13 protein-coding genes and 1 pseudogene are annotated in these 17,011 nt (G+C 43.0%); 13 read left to right on the top strand and 1 reads right to left on the bottom strand.

Translation table 11 applies throughout. The features are described 5' to 3' along the window. Positions 1-225 precede the first annotated feature (225 nt). The 12 genes from HYD27_RS31210 to HYD27_RS31155 all read left to right on the top strand — a co-directional run bounded on the left by HYD27_RS31210 (position 226) and on the right by HYD27_RS31155 (position 15,202). A complete protein-coding gene (locus HYD27_RS31210) occupies positions 226-408 on the top strand; it encodes a hypothetical protein (protein WP_219221672.1) in 183 nt (60 codons plus the stop codon). A gap of 888 nt (positions 409-1,296) precedes the next feature. Next, entirely contained in the window at positions 1,297-2,355 is a 1,059-nt protein-coding gene (locus HYD27_RS31205; RefSeq protein ID WP_219221671.1) for a discoidin domain-containing protein, read from the top strand. A gap of 72 nt (positions 2,356-2,427) precedes the next feature. After that, the gene (locus HYD27_RS31200) at positions 2,428-3,468 is read left to right on the top strand and encodes an RICIN domain-containing protein (RefSeq protein WP_219221670.1); all 1,041 of its coding nucleotides are present in this window, start codon (positions 2,428-2,430) and stop codon (positions 3,466-3,468) included. 40 nt (positions 3,469-3,508) lie between these two features. Beyond that, positions 3,509-3,901 carry an NBR1-Ig-like domain-containing protein gene (locus HYD27_RS31195; RefSeq protein ID WP_219221669.1) on the top strand — a complete coding sequence of 131 codons (393 nt, stop codon included), beginning with the start codon at positions 3,509-3,511 and terminating at the stop codon, positions 3,899-3,901. Between the two features lie 74 nt (positions 3,902-3,975). After that, entirely contained in the window at positions 3,976-4,752 is a 777-nt protein-coding gene (locus tag HYD27_RS31190) for an NBR1-Ig-like domain-containing protein (RefSeq protein WP_219221668.1), read from the top strand. Positions 4,753-4,781: 29 nt separating this feature from the next. Continuing rightward, on the top strand, positions 4,782-5,270 hold the full coding sequence (locus HYD27_RS31185) for a hypothetical protein (RefSeq protein ID WP_219221667.1): 489 nt from the start codon (positions 4,782-4,784) through the stop codon (positions 5,268-5,270). Between the two features lie 220 nt (positions 5,271-5,490). After that, a complete protein-coding gene (locus tag HYD27_RS31180) occupies positions 5,491-5,934 on the top strand; it encodes a hypothetical protein (RefSeq protein WP_219221666.1) in 444 nt (147 codons plus the stop codon). A 149-nt stretch (positions 5,935-6,083) separates the two neighbouring features. Continuing rightward, positions 6,084-7,637 carry a PA14 domain-containing protein gene (locus tag HYD27_RS31175; RefSeq protein ID WP_219221665.1) on the top strand — a complete coding sequence of 518 codons (1,554 nt, stop codon included), beginning with the start codon at positions 6,084-6,086 and terminating at the stop codon, positions 7,635-7,637. Positions 7,638-7,727: 90 nt separating this feature from the next. Further along, on the top strand, positions 7,728-13,247 hold the full coding sequence (locus HYD27_RS31170) for an RHS repeat domain-containing protein (RefSeq protein WP_219221664.1): 5,520 nt from the start codon (positions 7,728-7,730) through the stop codon (positions 13,245-13,247). 14 nt (positions 13,248-13,261) lie between these two features. Next, a complete protein-coding gene (locus HYD27_RS31165) occupies positions 13,262-13,666 on the top strand; it encodes a DUF4279 domain-containing protein (RefSeq protein ID WP_219221663.1) in 405 nt (134 codons plus the stop codon). 120 nt (positions 13,667-13,786) lie between these two features. Then, on the top strand, positions 13,787-14,422 hold the full coding sequence (locus HYD27_RS31160; protein ID WP_219221662.1) for a helix-turn-helix domain-containing protein: 636 nt from the start codon (positions 13,787-13,789) through the stop codon (positions 14,420-14,422). Between the two features lie 132 nt (positions 14,423-14,554). After that, positions 14,555-15,202, top strand: coding sequence for a hypothetical protein (locus HYD27_RS31155; protein ID WP_219221661.1), 648 nt, complete (start codon positions 14,555-14,557; stop codon positions 15,200-15,202). A gap of 508 nt (positions 15,203-15,710) precedes the next feature. Here HYD27_RS31155 and HYD27_RS31150 read toward each other — a convergent pair. Beyond that, a complete protein-coding gene (locus tag HYD27_RS31150) occupies positions 15,711-15,848 on the bottom strand; it encodes a helix-turn-helix domain-containing protein (RefSeq protein WP_375373958.1) in 138 nt (45 codons plus the stop codon). Between the two features lie 26 nt (positions 15,849-15,874). Between HYD27_RS31150 and HYD27_RS31145 the strand changes: the two are divergent. Continuing rightward, positions 15,875-16,776 (top strand): annotated as a pseudogene (locus HYD27_RS31145) (transposase); the annotation flags it as partial. Between the last annotated feature and the right edge of the window lie 235 nt (positions 16,777-17,011).

The following is a 17,011-nucleotide window of genomic DNA, read 5'->3' as shown; positions in this document are numbered from 1 at the left end:
TGCGCTCTGTCCACTCATACTGGCGTTGTTCGGCTTTGGTCATCTGGCAAATCTCCTCGATTTAAGATACGCCTATGATCTCATGCTTTGCCGGGGGTTTATAGGTGGGTTAGGTTTGACGCTTACGTAGTGAACAAAAATGCAAGGCAGCGATCCTCCAATAACCCGAGAATCACTGCCTTATTGTCTTGTTTCAACCTCTAGAATCAAAGATGAGCTGTTTCTTTGCAGAAAGTCATAAAAGATGTGGATAGTCAAGTGTGGAAAATACTAAAGTTTGATGAAATTGTGGGTGCCTATTTGGGCAGCGAAACAAAATATGTTGTGGTTAAAGAAAGTGGTGGTACTATATATGGACACCCTATTAATGAAAAAGAAGCTAAACATTATTTGAAAAATGCGCATTAAGAGTGAATTATGTTTGAGAAAATTGACTTTTCCCCAGACACTGTTACTTATAATGAGATGAACGATCCTAGATATTTAAAAGAAGAAGACTTATTTCAGGTGACATACGGTGATGATAAGTATGTCCTTGATTAGGCTGGTATGGCTAGCAATAATGGGTGTGGGTATTGTTGCTATTTTTTAAAAAGCAAAGTTATATTGATCCATCGAGTGCAATTAGAGTAATACCTGCTTTCATAACACTAATGAGTGTCCCATTTTCCTTATCCTACTTAAAGTTGATAGAAAGTAAAACAAAATTAGTGGAATTCAACAAACAAATAAAAATAAGTGTTCTAAATTTTACAGTTTTTTTGTAATTTTTATATGTCTCTTTATTCTCGCAGTCATTAAATGAAGTTGATATTATTTAGGGGAGTACAATCTTACGGTAGTAATAAAAAACTCTTATCGTACCAATACTTCCGTTTGTTTTTTTTGTGAATACAATAAGGATCATTGAAACACAGAAACACTAATTCGATGAGAAAAGTCGAAATAGGAAGCTCGAATTCTATATAAGTGTTAATTAGCCAACACCTAAATTTGATCAGCAGAAAAAAATAAACGAATAAAAGCAAGCAGCCGAAAAAGCCCTTGGATTGATTCCCAGGAGCTTTTTTATTTTCCCGGAAAATCACAGAAATTCACTTATATATACAGAAATGCACCTTCTTATTCGGTATGTGACTAAAGTATGAATGAGTTCGACAAAATGATTTTTCATTCGACAAATTATCACCATTTGCAAACTTCAGGGGGTGGAATATGATTTTTAAATGTTGTAGTAATCCGGAACTGATTAAGCACTAATAGATAAAAATTATTTGTACAAAGGGGAGAGGGATCGTGAAATATACTAGAGTCAGCTTTTTATTAATTTTGATGCTTTTTTTGAATTTAAGCATGATTTCGGCGCAGTCTAGCGAAGATATTGACACGGGAATTAATGGAACTTTTTATCAATATGAACAAGGGAGTAATCGGTTGGAATATACAATGTCAGCTTCCAGAAATGTTATGTATTACTTATATGATAATAATGGGAACCTGACTAAAAAAATATCCTCAACTAACTTCCCTCTCTTTGTATCATCTAAGCTTAGCGGGTGGGAAGCCTACAAATTGGGCGACAGCAATCCCGGAACAATATGGTCGAGCAAGGCAAATGGAAACGGGAATGCTGTGGAGTGGGTGGCTGCAGATCTCGGGAGGGTTAGCATTGTGAACCAAATTAGTTTAACTCCGCGAGCTGCCATGGCCTTTCCGAAGGATTTTAAAATCCAATCCAGCTATGATGCTGTAACATGGACCGATATACCCGGACAACAGTACAGCAACTACATTAATAACGGCTCCGTACAGACCTTTCAATTTGGGAGCGGTGTGGCGGCAAAATATATACGGGTGTATGCCACAAAGCTCACTACTGATGATAGAGGCAGTTATTACTTTCAATTAGCTGACTTTAAGATCAATCAGTCCAACGTTTCCACATCCTCCAACCTGGACGGTTGGGAAGCTACGAAACTGACGGACAACAATGCATCCACCAATTGGTCCAGCGTCGCCCATGGCAACGAGTCCGAGACGGAGTGGATCGTTCTGGGAATGGGAGATGAGAAGTCAATTACGGGAATTAGCTTAACCCCTCGGGCGAAACTTTCTTTCCCCAGAGATTTTAAGCTTCAGACGAGCAATGATGCTCTCCATTGGATTGATATTCCGAACCAGACGTACAGCAATTATAACAATAACGGTTTGGTACAGATCTTTAACTTCGGAAGTACGGTGAAAGCCAGATATATACGCGTGTATGCAACAAAGCTTGGTAAGGATGACATGGGAAACTATTACTTTCAACTGGGTGAGATAAAGGCTAATCTTGCAGCTGCTGCTGCTAGTTAGTGAAATAATTGGAAGTTTCAGCATAATACGTAATAATATCGAATTTTTTTTGGGGAATTGGAGGTGCATATCATGAAAAAGTATATTTCCATTATAGCTATTCTCATTTTAATCATGGTTAATTCCCAGACAGCCGCAGCCTTGAAATACACCTACACCAAAACAGGAGCGTTAAGTCTGGTAAGTATATCAGAAGGGAAATATGTGAATTTTCAGTATGACAACAACTGCAACCTGATTGGGAAGAAGAATTTAAACTGTAAGCCTTCAGAATACAAATTAATTAATGTGAACAGCAACAAGGCCCTGGATGTTTATGCCGGCAACACTCTCAATGGAACAAAGGTGCAGATCGAAACAGACAACGGAACAGATGCACAACGGTGGTTGCTGTGTAATGCAGTGAATGATTCCTTTAAGCTGATCAATGTAAATAGTGGAAAAGCCCTCGATGTAGCTGGGGGAGAAACTACAGATGGGACTAAGGCTCAATTATGGAACGATAACGGAACAGAAGCACAAGCTTGGCGCATTGTTGATCAAGGTGACGGCTCATATGAGCTTGTAAATATACATAGCAACAAAGTTCTAGATGTGGCAAACGGAGAAACAGCGAATGGAACAGCCGTGCAGATATGGACCTCAAATGGAACAACAGCTCAGAAGTGGAGACTCGTTAAGGCGATTTCGAACGGAGCAGAATACAAGATATTAAATGCCGGTAATGGAAAGGCCTTGGATGTCACCGGAGGAAATACTGCAGACGGAACACCGGTCCAAATTTGGACGGATAACGGTACGGCTTCTCAAAGATGGCAGGTTTATGATACAGGCGGAAATCAGTATAAATTGATTAATGTGAATAGCGGGAAGACTCTGGAAGTATCAGGCGGCGGCACAGCCAACGGATCAGCCGTTCAAATCTGGACAGACAATGGAACAACATCGCAGCAATGGATTTTTAGGGAGAATGCAGATGGCTCAGTGAGCTTAATCAATGTTAACAGTAACAAATTACTGGATAATCCCGGAGGAAGTACTGCAGATGGTACGCGCTTGCAGATCTACACAGACAACGGAACAAGCTCGCAAAGTTGGAAACTGGTCAAATAGAAAAGAATTATATAAATTTTAATACTTATAAGGAGCCAAAATGCGGAAATCAAAATTAGTTTTTCTAGTCTTCTTGATGACATTCCTGACGGTTTTCCCCTCATTAGTGCACGCTTCTGGCAAAGAGGCAACGATTGTATCACATACCATTCCATCGACTATGCAAGCTGGAGTTACTTATCCCGTTTCAATTACCGTTCGTAATGATGGAAGTGAGGAGTGGTCAGAAAAAGATTTGTACCGTTTAGGTGATGTGAACGACAGTGATCCTTTTACGAAAGGCAGAAAACTTATCCCTGAGGGTCAAACGGTTAAACCGGGTCAAACCATAACTTTTTCTTTTGATATGACAGCACCATCTGCTATTAAGGCGACCTATACTACCGATTGGAGAATGGTGCAGGAAGGAGTGACATGTTCGGTGCGACGCTAACACTGCAGGTCTCTGTTGTTCAGAGGATACTCTTCAGTTCAGCTAAGATTGTCTCAGAGAACATTCCATCTGTTATGGCAGTAGGTCATCTGTATCCTGTTACGATCAGCGTCCGCAATGATGGGGGGGATACTTGGTCGCCGGATGCCTTTTACCGCTTAGGAGCAGTGGCGGACAGTGATCCCTTTGCCGACACCAGACAGTATATCCCCGATGAGAGAACGGTAAGACCCGGACAAGTTCAGAGCTTCTCATTTCTTATGCAAGCACCGAAGGATACAGGGAGTTACACGACCGATTGGAGGATGGTTCAGGAATTGGTTGCCTGGTTCGGCCAAACCCTCACCAAATCTGTGCAAGTAGTCGAGGCAAGCCGGAATGCAGCTATTACAGGGAATACAATTCCTTCAACGATGGAAGCAGGACAATCCTATGATGTAACCATTACCGTTCTGAATACAGGAAATACCACTTGGTACGAAAATGGAACAGCTGTGCGGCTGGGAGCTGTCGGTGACAATGATCCATTCGCTTTGGGAAGATACATGCTTCCTTCAGGGATTTTTGTCCGGCCAGGAGAAACTTATACCTTTGCTTTTATAATGACAGCTCCTGTAGCGCCGGGAACTTATGTATCGGATTGGAGCATGCTCCAGGAAAACGTTACCTGGTTCGGGGAAGTATTGACCCACAAGATCACAGTTATCGATCCCAAGAAGACGAATACCTATCACTATGATCAAGCCGGAAGATTGGAATATATAAAACTCACATCCGGACAATATATTTATTATCACTATGACGCCAATGGAAACTTAATCAGAAGGGAGATCAGGGATAAGCAATACTAATACATAACAATTAGGTGGTAGATCATTTAATGAGAAAAATGAGAAAGCTGTACTTAGGGTTATTTATCAGTGTTGCCCTCTCACTAACTTCAGCTTCATCTATGGTGTATGGCGCCGCAAACGATGTTAAGAGCTATACCTATGACTCCAGCGGAAGACTGACGTTCATAGATTCGAGAAGTGAGAGAATGAGCTTGCAGTATGATCAACAGGGAAACTTAATTTCCAAATATAATGAGGCGGACTCCAATAGTTTATTTGGTACACCGGTTGTTGGTGCGGTCTCAGATGCTGTAAAAGCATACACTAGTACACAAGGCAGCGGGAACTGGTATTACCAGCAATGGGATGGAAATGTGTATACCGATTTGCAGTACAAGAACAATCAGTGGGAAGGAAAGACCCCGTTTACTATCATTTCAGGAGCTTTTCAGCATCCAGATCAAACGGATTCCGTACGCAAATGGGTGGCTCCCAAATCCGGTAATTCGAATTGCAGGGAATGTAGCCAAATTTGATGCTACGGGAGGCAACGGAATCATTGCTACAATCCTGAAAAACAAGGTTCAGTTATGGTCCCAAACCATAGCGTATAACGATACAGCAGGGTATGAAGTCGGATTAACCCTAGGGGTTAGTAAGGGCGATGCCATTTACTTTGTGGTGAACAACAACAAGGATAGTTCTTATGACAGTACCATTTGGAAGCCTATCATTGCTTATCTGGATTCGAATACAGTGGAAGAAGAATACAGCAATATTCAAGGTTCAGCGAACTGGTATTATCAGCAATGGGATGGAAGTATGTATACCAATTTGCAGTACAAGAATAACCAATGGGAAGGAAAGACTCCCTATACGATTATCCTCAAAGACTTTCAGCATCCGGATCAAACGGATTCGGTAAGAAAATGGGTAGCTCCGAAATCCGGCAAGATTCGAATAGCGGGAAATGTGGCGAAGAGCAACCCGGGAGGGGGCGACGGGGTCATTGCTACTGTTTTGAAGAACTCAACAAAGCTCTGGTCCCAAACCATTGCTTATAACGATACTGCCGGATATGAACTGGGTGTAACAGTAGAAGTCAGAGCAGGAGATGCCATTTATTTTATCGTTAATAAAAATGGAGACACCTCTTATGACGGGACAAGCTGGAAAAGTGTGATTTCGTATTTGGAATAGGTTTGTATTAACGTGAAACTCGAAAATGTTTTGGGGGATGAAATGACATTGAGTGGAATGGCGGGGTAGAACTAGCACTGGTGTATGAAAAGTTACTATTGTTACTCAAAATATTTTATAGCACATTTAAGTAGTTTTAGATAAGGAGAATGAACGAATTGAAATTACTACAAAGGGTGTTATTATCATTAATTTTTTTAAGCCTAACCTTTAATTTATTGGAATTGCTGACGGTTCAAACATCGTTGTATCCTTCAACAGAAGGTCATTCTGTCGCTGCTGCAGCAAGTAATGGCCTCAAGGGAGAGTACTATGACAATTCCAATCTAACTGGACTCAAGCTGACACGAACAGACGCGAACGTGAATTTCAATTGGGTTTTAGGTTCTCCCGATGCTTCCATTGGAGCGGATACGTTCTCTGTAAGATGGACGGGAACAATAAAACCCAAATATAGCGAGAGCCATACCTTTTATGTAACTGCAGATGATGGTGTCAGACTTTGGGTTAATGGTCGATTAATCATAGATAAATGGATACCGCAAGCAAGCGAATTAACGAGTCAGCCCATCACACTGACCGCAGGACAAAACTATGACATACGGCTTGAATATTTTGAGAATAGCGTAGGAGCAACCGCGATATTGCAATGGTCGAGTGCCAGTCAAGTCAAACAGGTGGTGCCGCAAAGTCAGTTATCCCCGCCAGCAGAAGCAGCGGGAGTCGGTCTCAAGGGAGAGTACTATGACAATTCCAATTTAACCGGACTCAAGCTGACACGAACGGATGCGAACGTGAATTTCAATTGGGTAGAAGCTTCTCCGGACAGTTCCATCGCTTCAGATACTTTTTCTGCTAGGTGGACAGGAACAATTAAGCCTAAGTATAGCGGGCCCTATACGTTTTATCTCAATGCAGACGATGGGGTGCGTTTATGGATCGACGGCAAACTTATTCTCAATAGATGGGTCGACCAATCCGGACAATTTCAGAGCAGTACCTTGCAATTGGCCGCCGGAAATCAATACGACATCCAGATAGAGTATTTTGAAAATTTAGGCGGAGCATCCATCGGACTCTTATGGGAAAGCCCTTCCCAGGCCAAAGAATTCGTGCCGCAAAGCCAGCTGTATCCGCCTGCTGAAGTTCAAGGCGCGGGTCTTAAGGGTGAATACTATGACAATATGGATTTGACTGACTTGAAGTTAACGCGTACAGATGCCAATCTAAATTTCGGCTGGGGAGATCTTTCACCGGATGCGAGCATAGGAGCAGATACATTCTCCATTAGATGGCAGGGGCTGATTCGCCCGAAATCTACCGGGACCTATACGTTCTACGCAAATTCAGATGATGGCGTCCGTCTCTGGGTGAACGGCCAATTGCTTATAGACAAGTGGATTGCGCAGGCCAGTGAATTAACCAGCCTTCCAATTAATCTTACGGCGGGACAGAATTATGAGCTACGCATTGAATACTTTGAAAATAGCGTAGGCGCTTCGTTTGGTTTGTCCTGGTCAAGTGCCAGCCAAGTGAAGGAAATCGTACCACAGTCGCAGTTGTATTTACCGTATAAAACGTATACGCCAACGGAATATCATTATGATTCCAATGGGAGGCTGGAGTCCGCGCGTCTCTCAGACGGCAGCTTGATCCGCTATGAATATGACGCTAACGGGAACTTGTTGAAGGTGTATGAATAAGTGATAGATAAGTATGTATGGTCAGAATAAGAACTTATTTTCTATAAAAAACAAAACATAAATTCACTGGGGATGAAGGAGAGAAATACATTGAAGAAGAGTTTGTATCAAATTTTAATAGTGTTGCTTATATTTTCTATGGTATTGCCGGAGAGCAGCACTCAGGTATGGGCTAAAACGGAGCCAAGCCGCACGCAGACCGTTCAAGAAAAGGCAAGTGCACCACAGCCTAGTCCTGTACCGAGCAGTGCCCCCGACGACAAAGCGATAACGGAATCATTACCTGACACTAACGTATTTCCGGCGGAGGAAGTGAATGATTCCGAGCGAACCAACGCATTGGCGGAATATACCCCAAGCGATTTGGTTGTGCAAAACGTTTACGGTGAAGAAGAGCCTCTCTCAATCTCAGAGACGATGGAGTTAAGCATGATTCAGGAGATACGGAATAAATATACGAACGCAAGCAGACTGAAGGCCGCCCAAAACATGGACAACGAACCACAGCTAAGCATAACCATTGTCCGTGAATTGATGCTGCAAGGGGCAACAACAGAAGATATCTACGAAATTGCTTATTTGGGCAGGGAATCAGCTATCGCCCCGATGGAACTGCTTCAACTCTACCAGCAAAAAGGTCTTAGTTGGGATGAACTCAGAGAATTGCTGAGAAAGACAGCTGCGGCCAGTGTTACGGATGACACATATGGTGTAACCGATATTGTCTACGGAGTAAAATCCCAATTACTTAGTGATGAACTATTGGCCGTGAACGATGACGATTTTGCTTCGGACAATCTGGTAACCTCTCTCGCAGCTACCATAAGCAGCGTAGTAGATGAATATAAAATGGATGTCATTAATCAGACTGCCAAACCGCAATACTCGGACCGTAATCTGAGCAGTGAGTCGGTTGATCCCGCTTCCGGGTCTTTGCAGTGGAAATCCAATCAGATCAGCTTGCCCGGAAGAGATGGATTGGACTTGAATATTGGCGTTATGTACAATTCGAGCAGTTCCGAATTCATTAGCGATTCGAATATTCCCTCTGGTAACCGTAATGTTCGGTATGATTTGGGTGCTGGGTGGAGCTTCCGGTTTCCCTCCCTTGATTACCCTTATTATCATGATGGAGAAGGCGGCACATATAAGTTCATGATGGATGCCGTCAATGGTATGGAGGGAAGCTTTCTTGAATACAAGGGTAAGGATAAGCGCATTTTTTTAGACAACGGTTCCTTTAGCAATGGTAATTACACGTCTACAATGTATGTTGAATACGCGAACGGAAAGAGAGAATATTTTGGAGAGCCCGGTCTGCTGGGCATCGTGGATCGTTTCGGAAATAGTATTACTTTTAAATACGGGTTGTATTGGCATTCGGATATGTGGAATTCATCCTACTTAATGACCCAGATTATTGACAGTGTCGGGCGAGTCGTTGATTTTAGTTATGACTGGATTAATTCTAAAAAAGCCGAACCCAATATTGATCTCCCAGATGAGAATTTGACAATAACGGTAAAAGATTTGAACAATACGGTCAGTCAGAAGGTAGTATATACTCGCGCCAGAGTGGGGTATTGGCATAAGAAGTATTTGGGGTTTATTGACGGTGTGGATAAATTTTTTGGTGAATGGGAAGGAAGAACAACGCCTGAGCTTAAGTCCATCACCATGCAAAACGGGGAACAGTTGAAGTTCAGTTATGTTCGTGGAGCTTATGTATATAACACCAAAACCAAGCCGGAGAAGCTGGATATCAGACAGTTATTCAGCTATGAAGCCGGAAACGAATTGCTGTCTTCGATTGAATATCCGAATTCCCGAACGGTATATGAGATGGGGTATCAGGCGCGCAGTATGGGACCAGAGGGCAGCATGGATACCCCTGTCGTCAGAGCACGTTATGACCAGATCAAGAAATCAGGAGCATTCGCCGGTAGATACAATGAAATGGCATATAGCTATAACGGCAGTTATGACGGATACCCTACCTTTTACTATTCCAATCAAATACCTGTATCGCATACTTATTCCAGTGTAATCCAGTCGGTAGCTGATAACCTCAAGGTGACGCATCTATTTAACGGCAAGGGACAATTGCTCTCTGCGGAGACGGTCGCCGGCAATGGAGAGAGGAAGGTGGACAAAAATACTGCCTTTCACAGCATTTATACCAATTATCCGATTACAACAGAGACCGCAGAATATGGGCCTGGCAGTACTGTTGCCGCGCGTACGTTATACACTGCGACGGATTACGATGAGTGGGGGAACGTTCTTTCACAGATCCCTCGATTGACAGCTGCACAATGGAATAATGCATCCAGCAAATTAAAGAACACAATTACTTATACTTACCAAGCGAATTATCATTTGCCTATCTCTAAATCGTGGTATGACAGTGAAAGCGCCAGTGTTCCTTATAAGGAAACTTATGCGTATACCGCTAAAGGGCGCCTTGCTTCATACACGAATGCAAATCAGGAGCCAACCACCTATACGTATACCGATGCACCCAACGGAAGTGGAAAGTTGTACCAGGTGACCGAGAACCGATTCAAAAATGGTGCGCTGATTGCCAAGTCAACGACTACCTATGGTCAAGAGAACCAATTTGCGTATCCTACCGTCAGTGAAGTGTATTACAATATTGGAAAGCCCAATCAAACAATCGTCAAATCTGCTTCTGTATACGATACAGGAACAGGCAGAGTAAAAGAAACTCGGGACAGCAACGAACGTGCAACAAGTTACATTTACGATAGTTTAGGACGGCCTACACTGATCACCTATCCTGGAGCCACCAGTGTGAACGGAGAAAAAGTAAATGTGACAGAAGAATATTCGTATACGAGCGGGCTTACCTCTGGAGATTACGACGGAGTGAACGCGGGGACTTCCGGCTTGCAGGTACGGCAAACCCAAACGCTGACCCGGGTATCGGACGGCGCCCAGACCAGGACGTACGTCAATAGTCTGTATAACGGTTTCGGGCTGCTTTTGCTCGAAAGCTTATGGGATGAATATCAGGCCAAATGGGTACACACTCAATATCACTATGATGTATTGGGTCGTCCAATCTATTCTGCGGATGCGGCAGGCAATGTCACCACAGCAGGCTATGATGCTTGGGGCCGGCAAAATCGCGCATTGGACCCTAACGGCACCCGCTATATCAGCGATTATTCATTACATTCTAATCAAGCAATCAGCTATCTGGAAGATGGAATAACAGGAGAGAAACTGGGGTATGTTGAAGATACTTACGATACACGGGGCAATAGATTATCGAGTCTCACTTACAAGGATTGGCCGAACAAGAATGAGCCAATTCGGGAAAGCTACCAATATAATCTCATCGGCCAGCTGGTAGGCTATACGGATCCCAAGCAAAACAAAAATGAGAATGGAGTCACCGCCTCCTACGGCTATGATCCGCTGGGTCAACTGACAAGTGTTAAAGATGCATTGAATCAGACGACTGCGTATATGTATGACGGCAACGGTAAAATCACTCAGGTGACAATACAGGCGAAAGGCGGTTCTCCGCAAACGCTCAACACCAAAACGTATAATGAGTTGGGCTTGCTGGCCACCAAGCAGGATGGGGCATCACAATCCGAGACCTATACGTATAACAATCTGGGGCAATTGACAGGGAAGACAGATCGTAACGGAAGTGCATTTAGCTATACCTATGATGAAGCAGGGCAATTACTGGGCAGTTCAATTCAAGGTAATGTCAACGGCACGGTACAAACCCAGCAGACAAAGGTGATCCGGGCGGATGAAGGTCTCCGCCGGTTGACTATGCAAACCTTGGCCAATGGGATTCAGACGGCCAGCCAAACAGTAACTACGGATAGTTGGGATCGAATCCGCAATGTTAACAGTGTTGCCGGCAATCATAGCGCGTATGTATCCGGTCAATGGGACGACCTGGGTCAATTGAGCCAAATACAGGATTACTATCTGAGCTTTACGACGAACTATCAGTATACCAAGGAGCGTTTGGATAAAGTACAGACTAATGGTAGCTCGACACTTACCAGTGCCGCATCCGCCAATGTTCAATATAGCTACTTGGCGAATAATCAGGTGAAGTCAATCACGTATCCTACACTCACTGACGGCAGCATATTGAAGACAGAATATACGTACAGTAATGCGCTTGGCTGGACCTTGACTATGAAGAATACGAAGGGCACCTCTGTGCTTTCGGCATACAGCTATGGGTATGACAATAACGGGAACCGGATTAGCGTAAGCGAGACCCGCCTCGGCGGCACCGCGCAAACGACCAGCTACACCTACGACGCGCTGAACCGGCTGGTGTCGATTACCCGCCCGGACGGCGGGAAAACCACCTATACCTACGATGTCCGGGGCAACCGCCAGACCGTGTCCGACACGGGTACGGTGAATCTGGATCTGGCAGACACCAGCTACACATATGATTTACAGAACACCTTAACCTCGGTGACCCAGGGAAGCAGCACGACCAGCTTCCAGTATTATGCCGACGGGATGCGGTTCATGAAGACAAATGGCAGCACACAAACCCAGGTGAATTATGATTTCCAGGGTCAGGTCATCTCCGAGGAAAAGATCGTTGGCGGCGTATTTACGGAACAAGCGAACTTTGTGCGGGGCGACCGGGTGCTGGTGAAGAAGGACAAGAAGGCGTCCAAGGACTATTACTACCTGTATAACGGCCATGGCGACGTGGTACAGATTGTTAATACGAGCGGAGCGGTAGTCAATAACTACACCTACGACGAATGGGGCAATATCACCAGCCAAGTGGAGGGAACCTCCAACTCCTTCAAGTACACCGGAGAAATGTACGACGCTGAAACCGGGCTTTACTATCTGCGGGCTAGGTATTATGATCCGGGTATGGGGCGGTTTCTCAATGAGGATACGGTTGAGGGGCAGATTGATAATCCGCTGAGTTTGAATCTGTATACGTATGTGGAGAATAATCCGCTAATTTATTCTGACCCGACTGGACATTATAAAGATTCAGATAATTCTGAATTAAGGAGAATTTTAGCGCCTCTGACTCAAGCCTACAATGTAGCGAAAAATGCTGGTGATAAACAAGCTATGATTGATGCTGAGAAAATGGCAGATGCTATAAGAGTGTCTTATTATACTTTGATAACAGATGGTGAATACACTTACTCTTCTGGCAAGGATGTTCCATCTGATGTGAAATACAAAAAATACACATATAATATGCTAATGGAAAGTAAATATGGGAATGCTCATGCTGTCCCTCTGCTAGAGGACCCCACGTTCTACCTTATTGATGGAGCCGCAGCACTTGGTAATTTGGTTACAAAAAAGGTGACTACTGGAATACTTTCTCGTATCATAAATGATGAGAGCGGATATATTAAATTAGATTTACAATTTTTTGCTAAAAGAGATTTGAAAATGGTGAATGATGCAGCGCAAAAGATAGGTGTGGATAGGGATGCATTTGGAGAATACATTCACGAATTGAAAACAGCATTTGGTATGAGACCTAATCAGAATTTTACTTATCAAGAATTGTTAAAATACGCACAAGAATTGAAAGATATGATGGGGAACTAACAGGAGGAAGTTATATGAAAGGGAGTTTTTCGTTTATAGTTCGTGATGAAAATTTGAACTTTGAGGAAATAAGTGAAAAGTTAAGTGTTTTACCAACTTCAACAATTAAAAAGGGACAAATCATTAGAACAGGGGGGACAGCACAGGCTCTGTATGATATATGGCGATTTGAGATAGCATTATCAGAACAAGTTGAACCAGACGAGGTTCTTGAAAGTTTACTTCAGAAGTTAACTCCGAACTTTGAAAAAGTTAATGAACTGGTAGGGAAATATAAAGAAGTTAATATTAATTGTTACCTGAGATCAGAGTATGGTCAAATGGGCTTTGAACTTTCGAGTGAAATAGTGAGAAAAATAGCACTTTTAGGGGTAGGTGTTGATTTTCATATACTATCCTTTGGTGGAGTAGAGAGTTGATATAAATTAGTTGGATTAGACCACATGAGAGTTAAATCTCTATGTGGTTTTTTCTTGTAAATAAACGCTTGACATTCTGAGTATGGCAAAATATAATCAATCTTGCAAGGCATACTGGGTATGGCGGTGGATGAGATGATTGGATTACAATTTATAGCTGACACGTTTCACATGGAGTACAAAACAGTAGCAGAAGCAATCGGGGTTTCCAAGCAAACATTTCAGGATTGGATCAAAGAAAGACGGAAGATTCCCGAACCACGTCTGGAGCAGTTATCCGAGTTGTTTGGAATCGAGGATCAGGCATTGTTCCAGAAGGAGTTGCTTCCATCCGAAAAGTCGGAAATTCTGATGGTTTACTTAACCAAAACGGATGAACATGAGGAAATTGAGGTTACAAACTTTGATAATGAAGGGAATGAATACACTACAACACAGCACTATTCACAGCACTTTAGCCTTCTTGAGTTTGTTCAGGCAGGACAAAAAAGAGAAAGATTGATCGAACAGGTAAGTTCCTCGCTGAATGCTGAACCAATCAACGAAAGCGCAAATTTCAACCTTTTAGAAGATGTAGTTACGGTAATCCAAGAACAGAATCGTAATAAAAAGACAGCGTTGGAATTGGTCTTATATTATCTCGTTCACCGAGATAATGAGTGGGGAGTACATCCTGATTATGCAAAATACGAACAGAAACAGTTCTTTGAGAAGCTTGACAAGCTGTTCGAGGAAACCGGAATTAAACCTTGTTAGGTGGTGAATACGATGAACAAGATAGACACGAGTTGAATAATAGCCCGACTCCAGCCGTGGGTTCCCGTTCTTATAACATCTCCAATCTCATCCAAGATATTAGACTACCCAGTAATAGAAAGAAGGTTCCTTATGTTTGACACTATCATACTGAAAGCAAAACCTATTCCTATTGATCCAGCTATATTGAATCAATACAACGAACAATCAACTACATTCTTAAGCAAAGAAACAGGTGCATTGAACACAAGGTATACGTTAAAAGATGAAAAGTTGCCGTACATGAAGTATTTAGAGAATAGCCAAACACTCACAGTTCAAGTATCTATGCCGAAGTTTCTATACGGAGACAACGTTACGATGCTCACAGAAGCAGACATTCCCTTGTTCTTTGAACAGTTGCAAGAGAGGCTGCTCCATCTCTTTGATGTGTATATTTCACACTCTGATTGGATAATAAGCCGATGTGATGTCTGTTGCAATTTTCAAGTAGGTAAGAAGGTCAGTGAATATGTGCGGATGCTAAGTAGGCAGCAGCTTGCTTACAAGAATACAATAGCTTACAACCATGACCAGACCGTTGAATACCGGAACAAGAGCAGCAGAATTATGTTTTATGATAAGCACAAGCAGACCCGTAAGGAAGAAGAATCAAAAGAGATTATTGAACGTTCTAGAGGTATACTTCGACTAGAAGTCCGACCTAGCGACAATGATCTGAGAAGATTCTCGCCAACGAGGAAGGCAGTAGAATTACTCCAAAAACCATTCTTTGACTAAACGATGGAGAGGACACTTGTACAGATTGAGTATCCAGAGGAAGTCAGCGTTTTGGAATTGTCTTGGCTAATGGAGAACAGAGAGAACATCTCCCAGATCGAAACTGTTCTTGGTTTCCAACTACTGCAAAGCATGTTTGATGAATCCGTATTAAGGCAGCTTTATACATCATCTACGTATGCCAATCGCAAAACCATGGCAAAAAAAATAGCAATCCCCCAAGGGAACTGCCTAGATCGTCTTGCTATAAATAGCTAGAAGACACATCCTCACCGATGGACACGTTATTTTGCCGATAACGATAAAAAGTCCAACATGCTGGATGAAATAAAAATAACATAGTTTCTATTGTACTTGAAAACAAAGAGATTTCAACCCTACCTTCCGGGAAATATTCACCATTACGATAGGAAAACACCCGGGGGTGGTTTACAACAAAAAGCATGATTCTTGTTGAGGAATAGGGCGTAGCACATCCAGCGTCCGACCCGACTTACATTTGAGCACCTTAAGCTTCAGAATCTTCAACAATCAGTTCATGGATGGAGATGTCTAGGGCTTCACATATCGCTTCCAGCGTTCGGATATAGACTCTGTCTACTGAATCGGAACAGAGATGATTGATGGTACTTGGACGTAAATTCATTTGTCTGGCAAGTTGTCTTTGAGACATGCGTTGCCAAGGTGCTCAGGGACGAGTTAGAGCGTCTGCCAGATGCTCAACCCGTTGACCTGTTCTGGGCGATTAGCCAACTTGTGACACAGCGCAAATGGTTGGCTAAGATTTTAACAGAAGCGGTAAAAAAGATGCATCAGCAGATTAGCTATTCCTATCCCAGTTACAAAAAGTTCTTCTCTGAAGTAGAGGGGAAAACGGCGCTTGCCTTCTGGGAAACCCACCCCTCACCGTACACCTTGAAGGACATGTCTGAGGAAGCCCTTGCTGCTTTCTTGCGAAAGCACAGCAACAATGGATTGTCTCATAAGAAGGCAAATCAAATTCTTACTCTGATCGACGCAGATGGAGAAACGTATCGGGATTTTCAGGATTCAAGAGATTCAGTTGTGGTGAGTCAAGTGGAATCCGCTCGGTTTTTTCAAGAACAATTGGTCAGTATCGAGGGTAAGATTGAGCATTTGATGCAGCAGCTTGGCTTTCAGCTTGAATCCATGACAGGGATCAATGTGGTGACAGCAGCGCAGCTTGTGGCAGAGATTGGCGATATTCACCGATTCTCTTCCTCCGATAAACTTGCCCGATTCGCTGGCATTGCACCAGTCATCGTAGGTTCTCAGGTAATAAGTTTCGAAATTGTAAGAGTAAGCAGGGCAATCGGGTATTGCATGAGATTATTAAGAGCCTTGCGATTCGTCAGATTGGTGTCACCCGTACCAAGAGAGAACCAAAGAATGCCTATTTTCATGCTTATTATGAGCGAAAGATAGCAGAGGGGAAGACGAAACAGCAAGCGATTGTGTGCTTAATGAGGAAGCTGGTAAACATCATCTACGTCATGATGAAGAAAAAGTCAGCCTACGTGATGCCGAATACACCTGTACAGCAGGCGGGATGATAGAATAGGTGGTAACTGGGAGTGCTTTCTCAGTTGCTACCTTATTTATTCAAAGCTCCGCTTTATAAACTAGTACCTTGACCGATTTTGATTCTATTTTTATACTCTTCCTATAAGAAAAATATGGGAGGGCTAGCAGATGAACAAAAAATACGAGGTTCGGCTTGAACCCAAAGAACGCGAAAAGATAGAACAACTTCTCCATGCCGAATTAACACCCCCTGGCATTCGCCGC

Source organism: Paenibacillus sp. S150 (assembly GCF_019352175.1).
Classification (GTDB): Bacteria; Bacillota; Bacilli; order Paenibacillales; family Paenibacillaceae; genus Paenibacillus_AQ.
This window is presented reverse-complemented; position numbering and strand designations above follow the sequence as displayed.

Excerpts from the sequence above, each read along its gene's own strand:
- HYD27_RS31200 (WP_219221670.1), top strand. The coding sequence starts at position 2,428 with ATGAAAAAGTATATTTCCATTATAGCTATTCTCATTTTAATCATGGTT.
- HYD27_RS31195 (WP_219221669.1), top strand. The coding sequence starts at position 3,509 with ATGCGGAAATCAAAATTAGTTTTTCTAGTCTTCTTGATGACATTCCTG.
- HYD27_RS31190 (WP_219221668.1), top strand. The coding sequence starts at position 3,976 with ATGGCAGTAGGTCATCTGTATCCTGTTACGATCAGCGTCCGCAATGAT.
- HYD27_RS31185 (WP_219221667.1), top strand. The coding sequence starts at position 4,782 with ATGAGAAAAATGAGAAAGCTGTACTTAGGGTTATTTATCAGTGTTGCC.
- HYD27_RS31175 (WP_219221665.1), top strand. The coding sequence starts at position 6,084 with ATGAACGAATTGAAATTACTACAAAGGGTGTTATTATCATTAATTTTT.
- HYD27_RS31165 (WP_219221663.1), top strand. The coding sequence starts at position 13,262 with ATGAAAGGGAGTTTTTCGTTTATAGTTCGTGATGAAAATTTGAACTTT.
- HYD27_RS31160 (WP_219221662.1), top strand. The coding sequence starts at position 13,787 with ATGGCGGTGGATGAGATGATTGGATTACAATTTATAGCTGACACGTTT.
- HYD27_RS31155 (WP_219221661.1), top strand. The coding sequence starts at position 14,555 with ATGTTTGACACTATCATACTGAAAGCAAAACCTATTCCTATTGATCCA.
- HYD27_RS31150 (WP_375373958.1), bottom strand. The coding sequence starts at position 15,848 with ATGAATTTACGTCCAAGTACCATCAATCATCTCTGTTCCGATTCAGTA.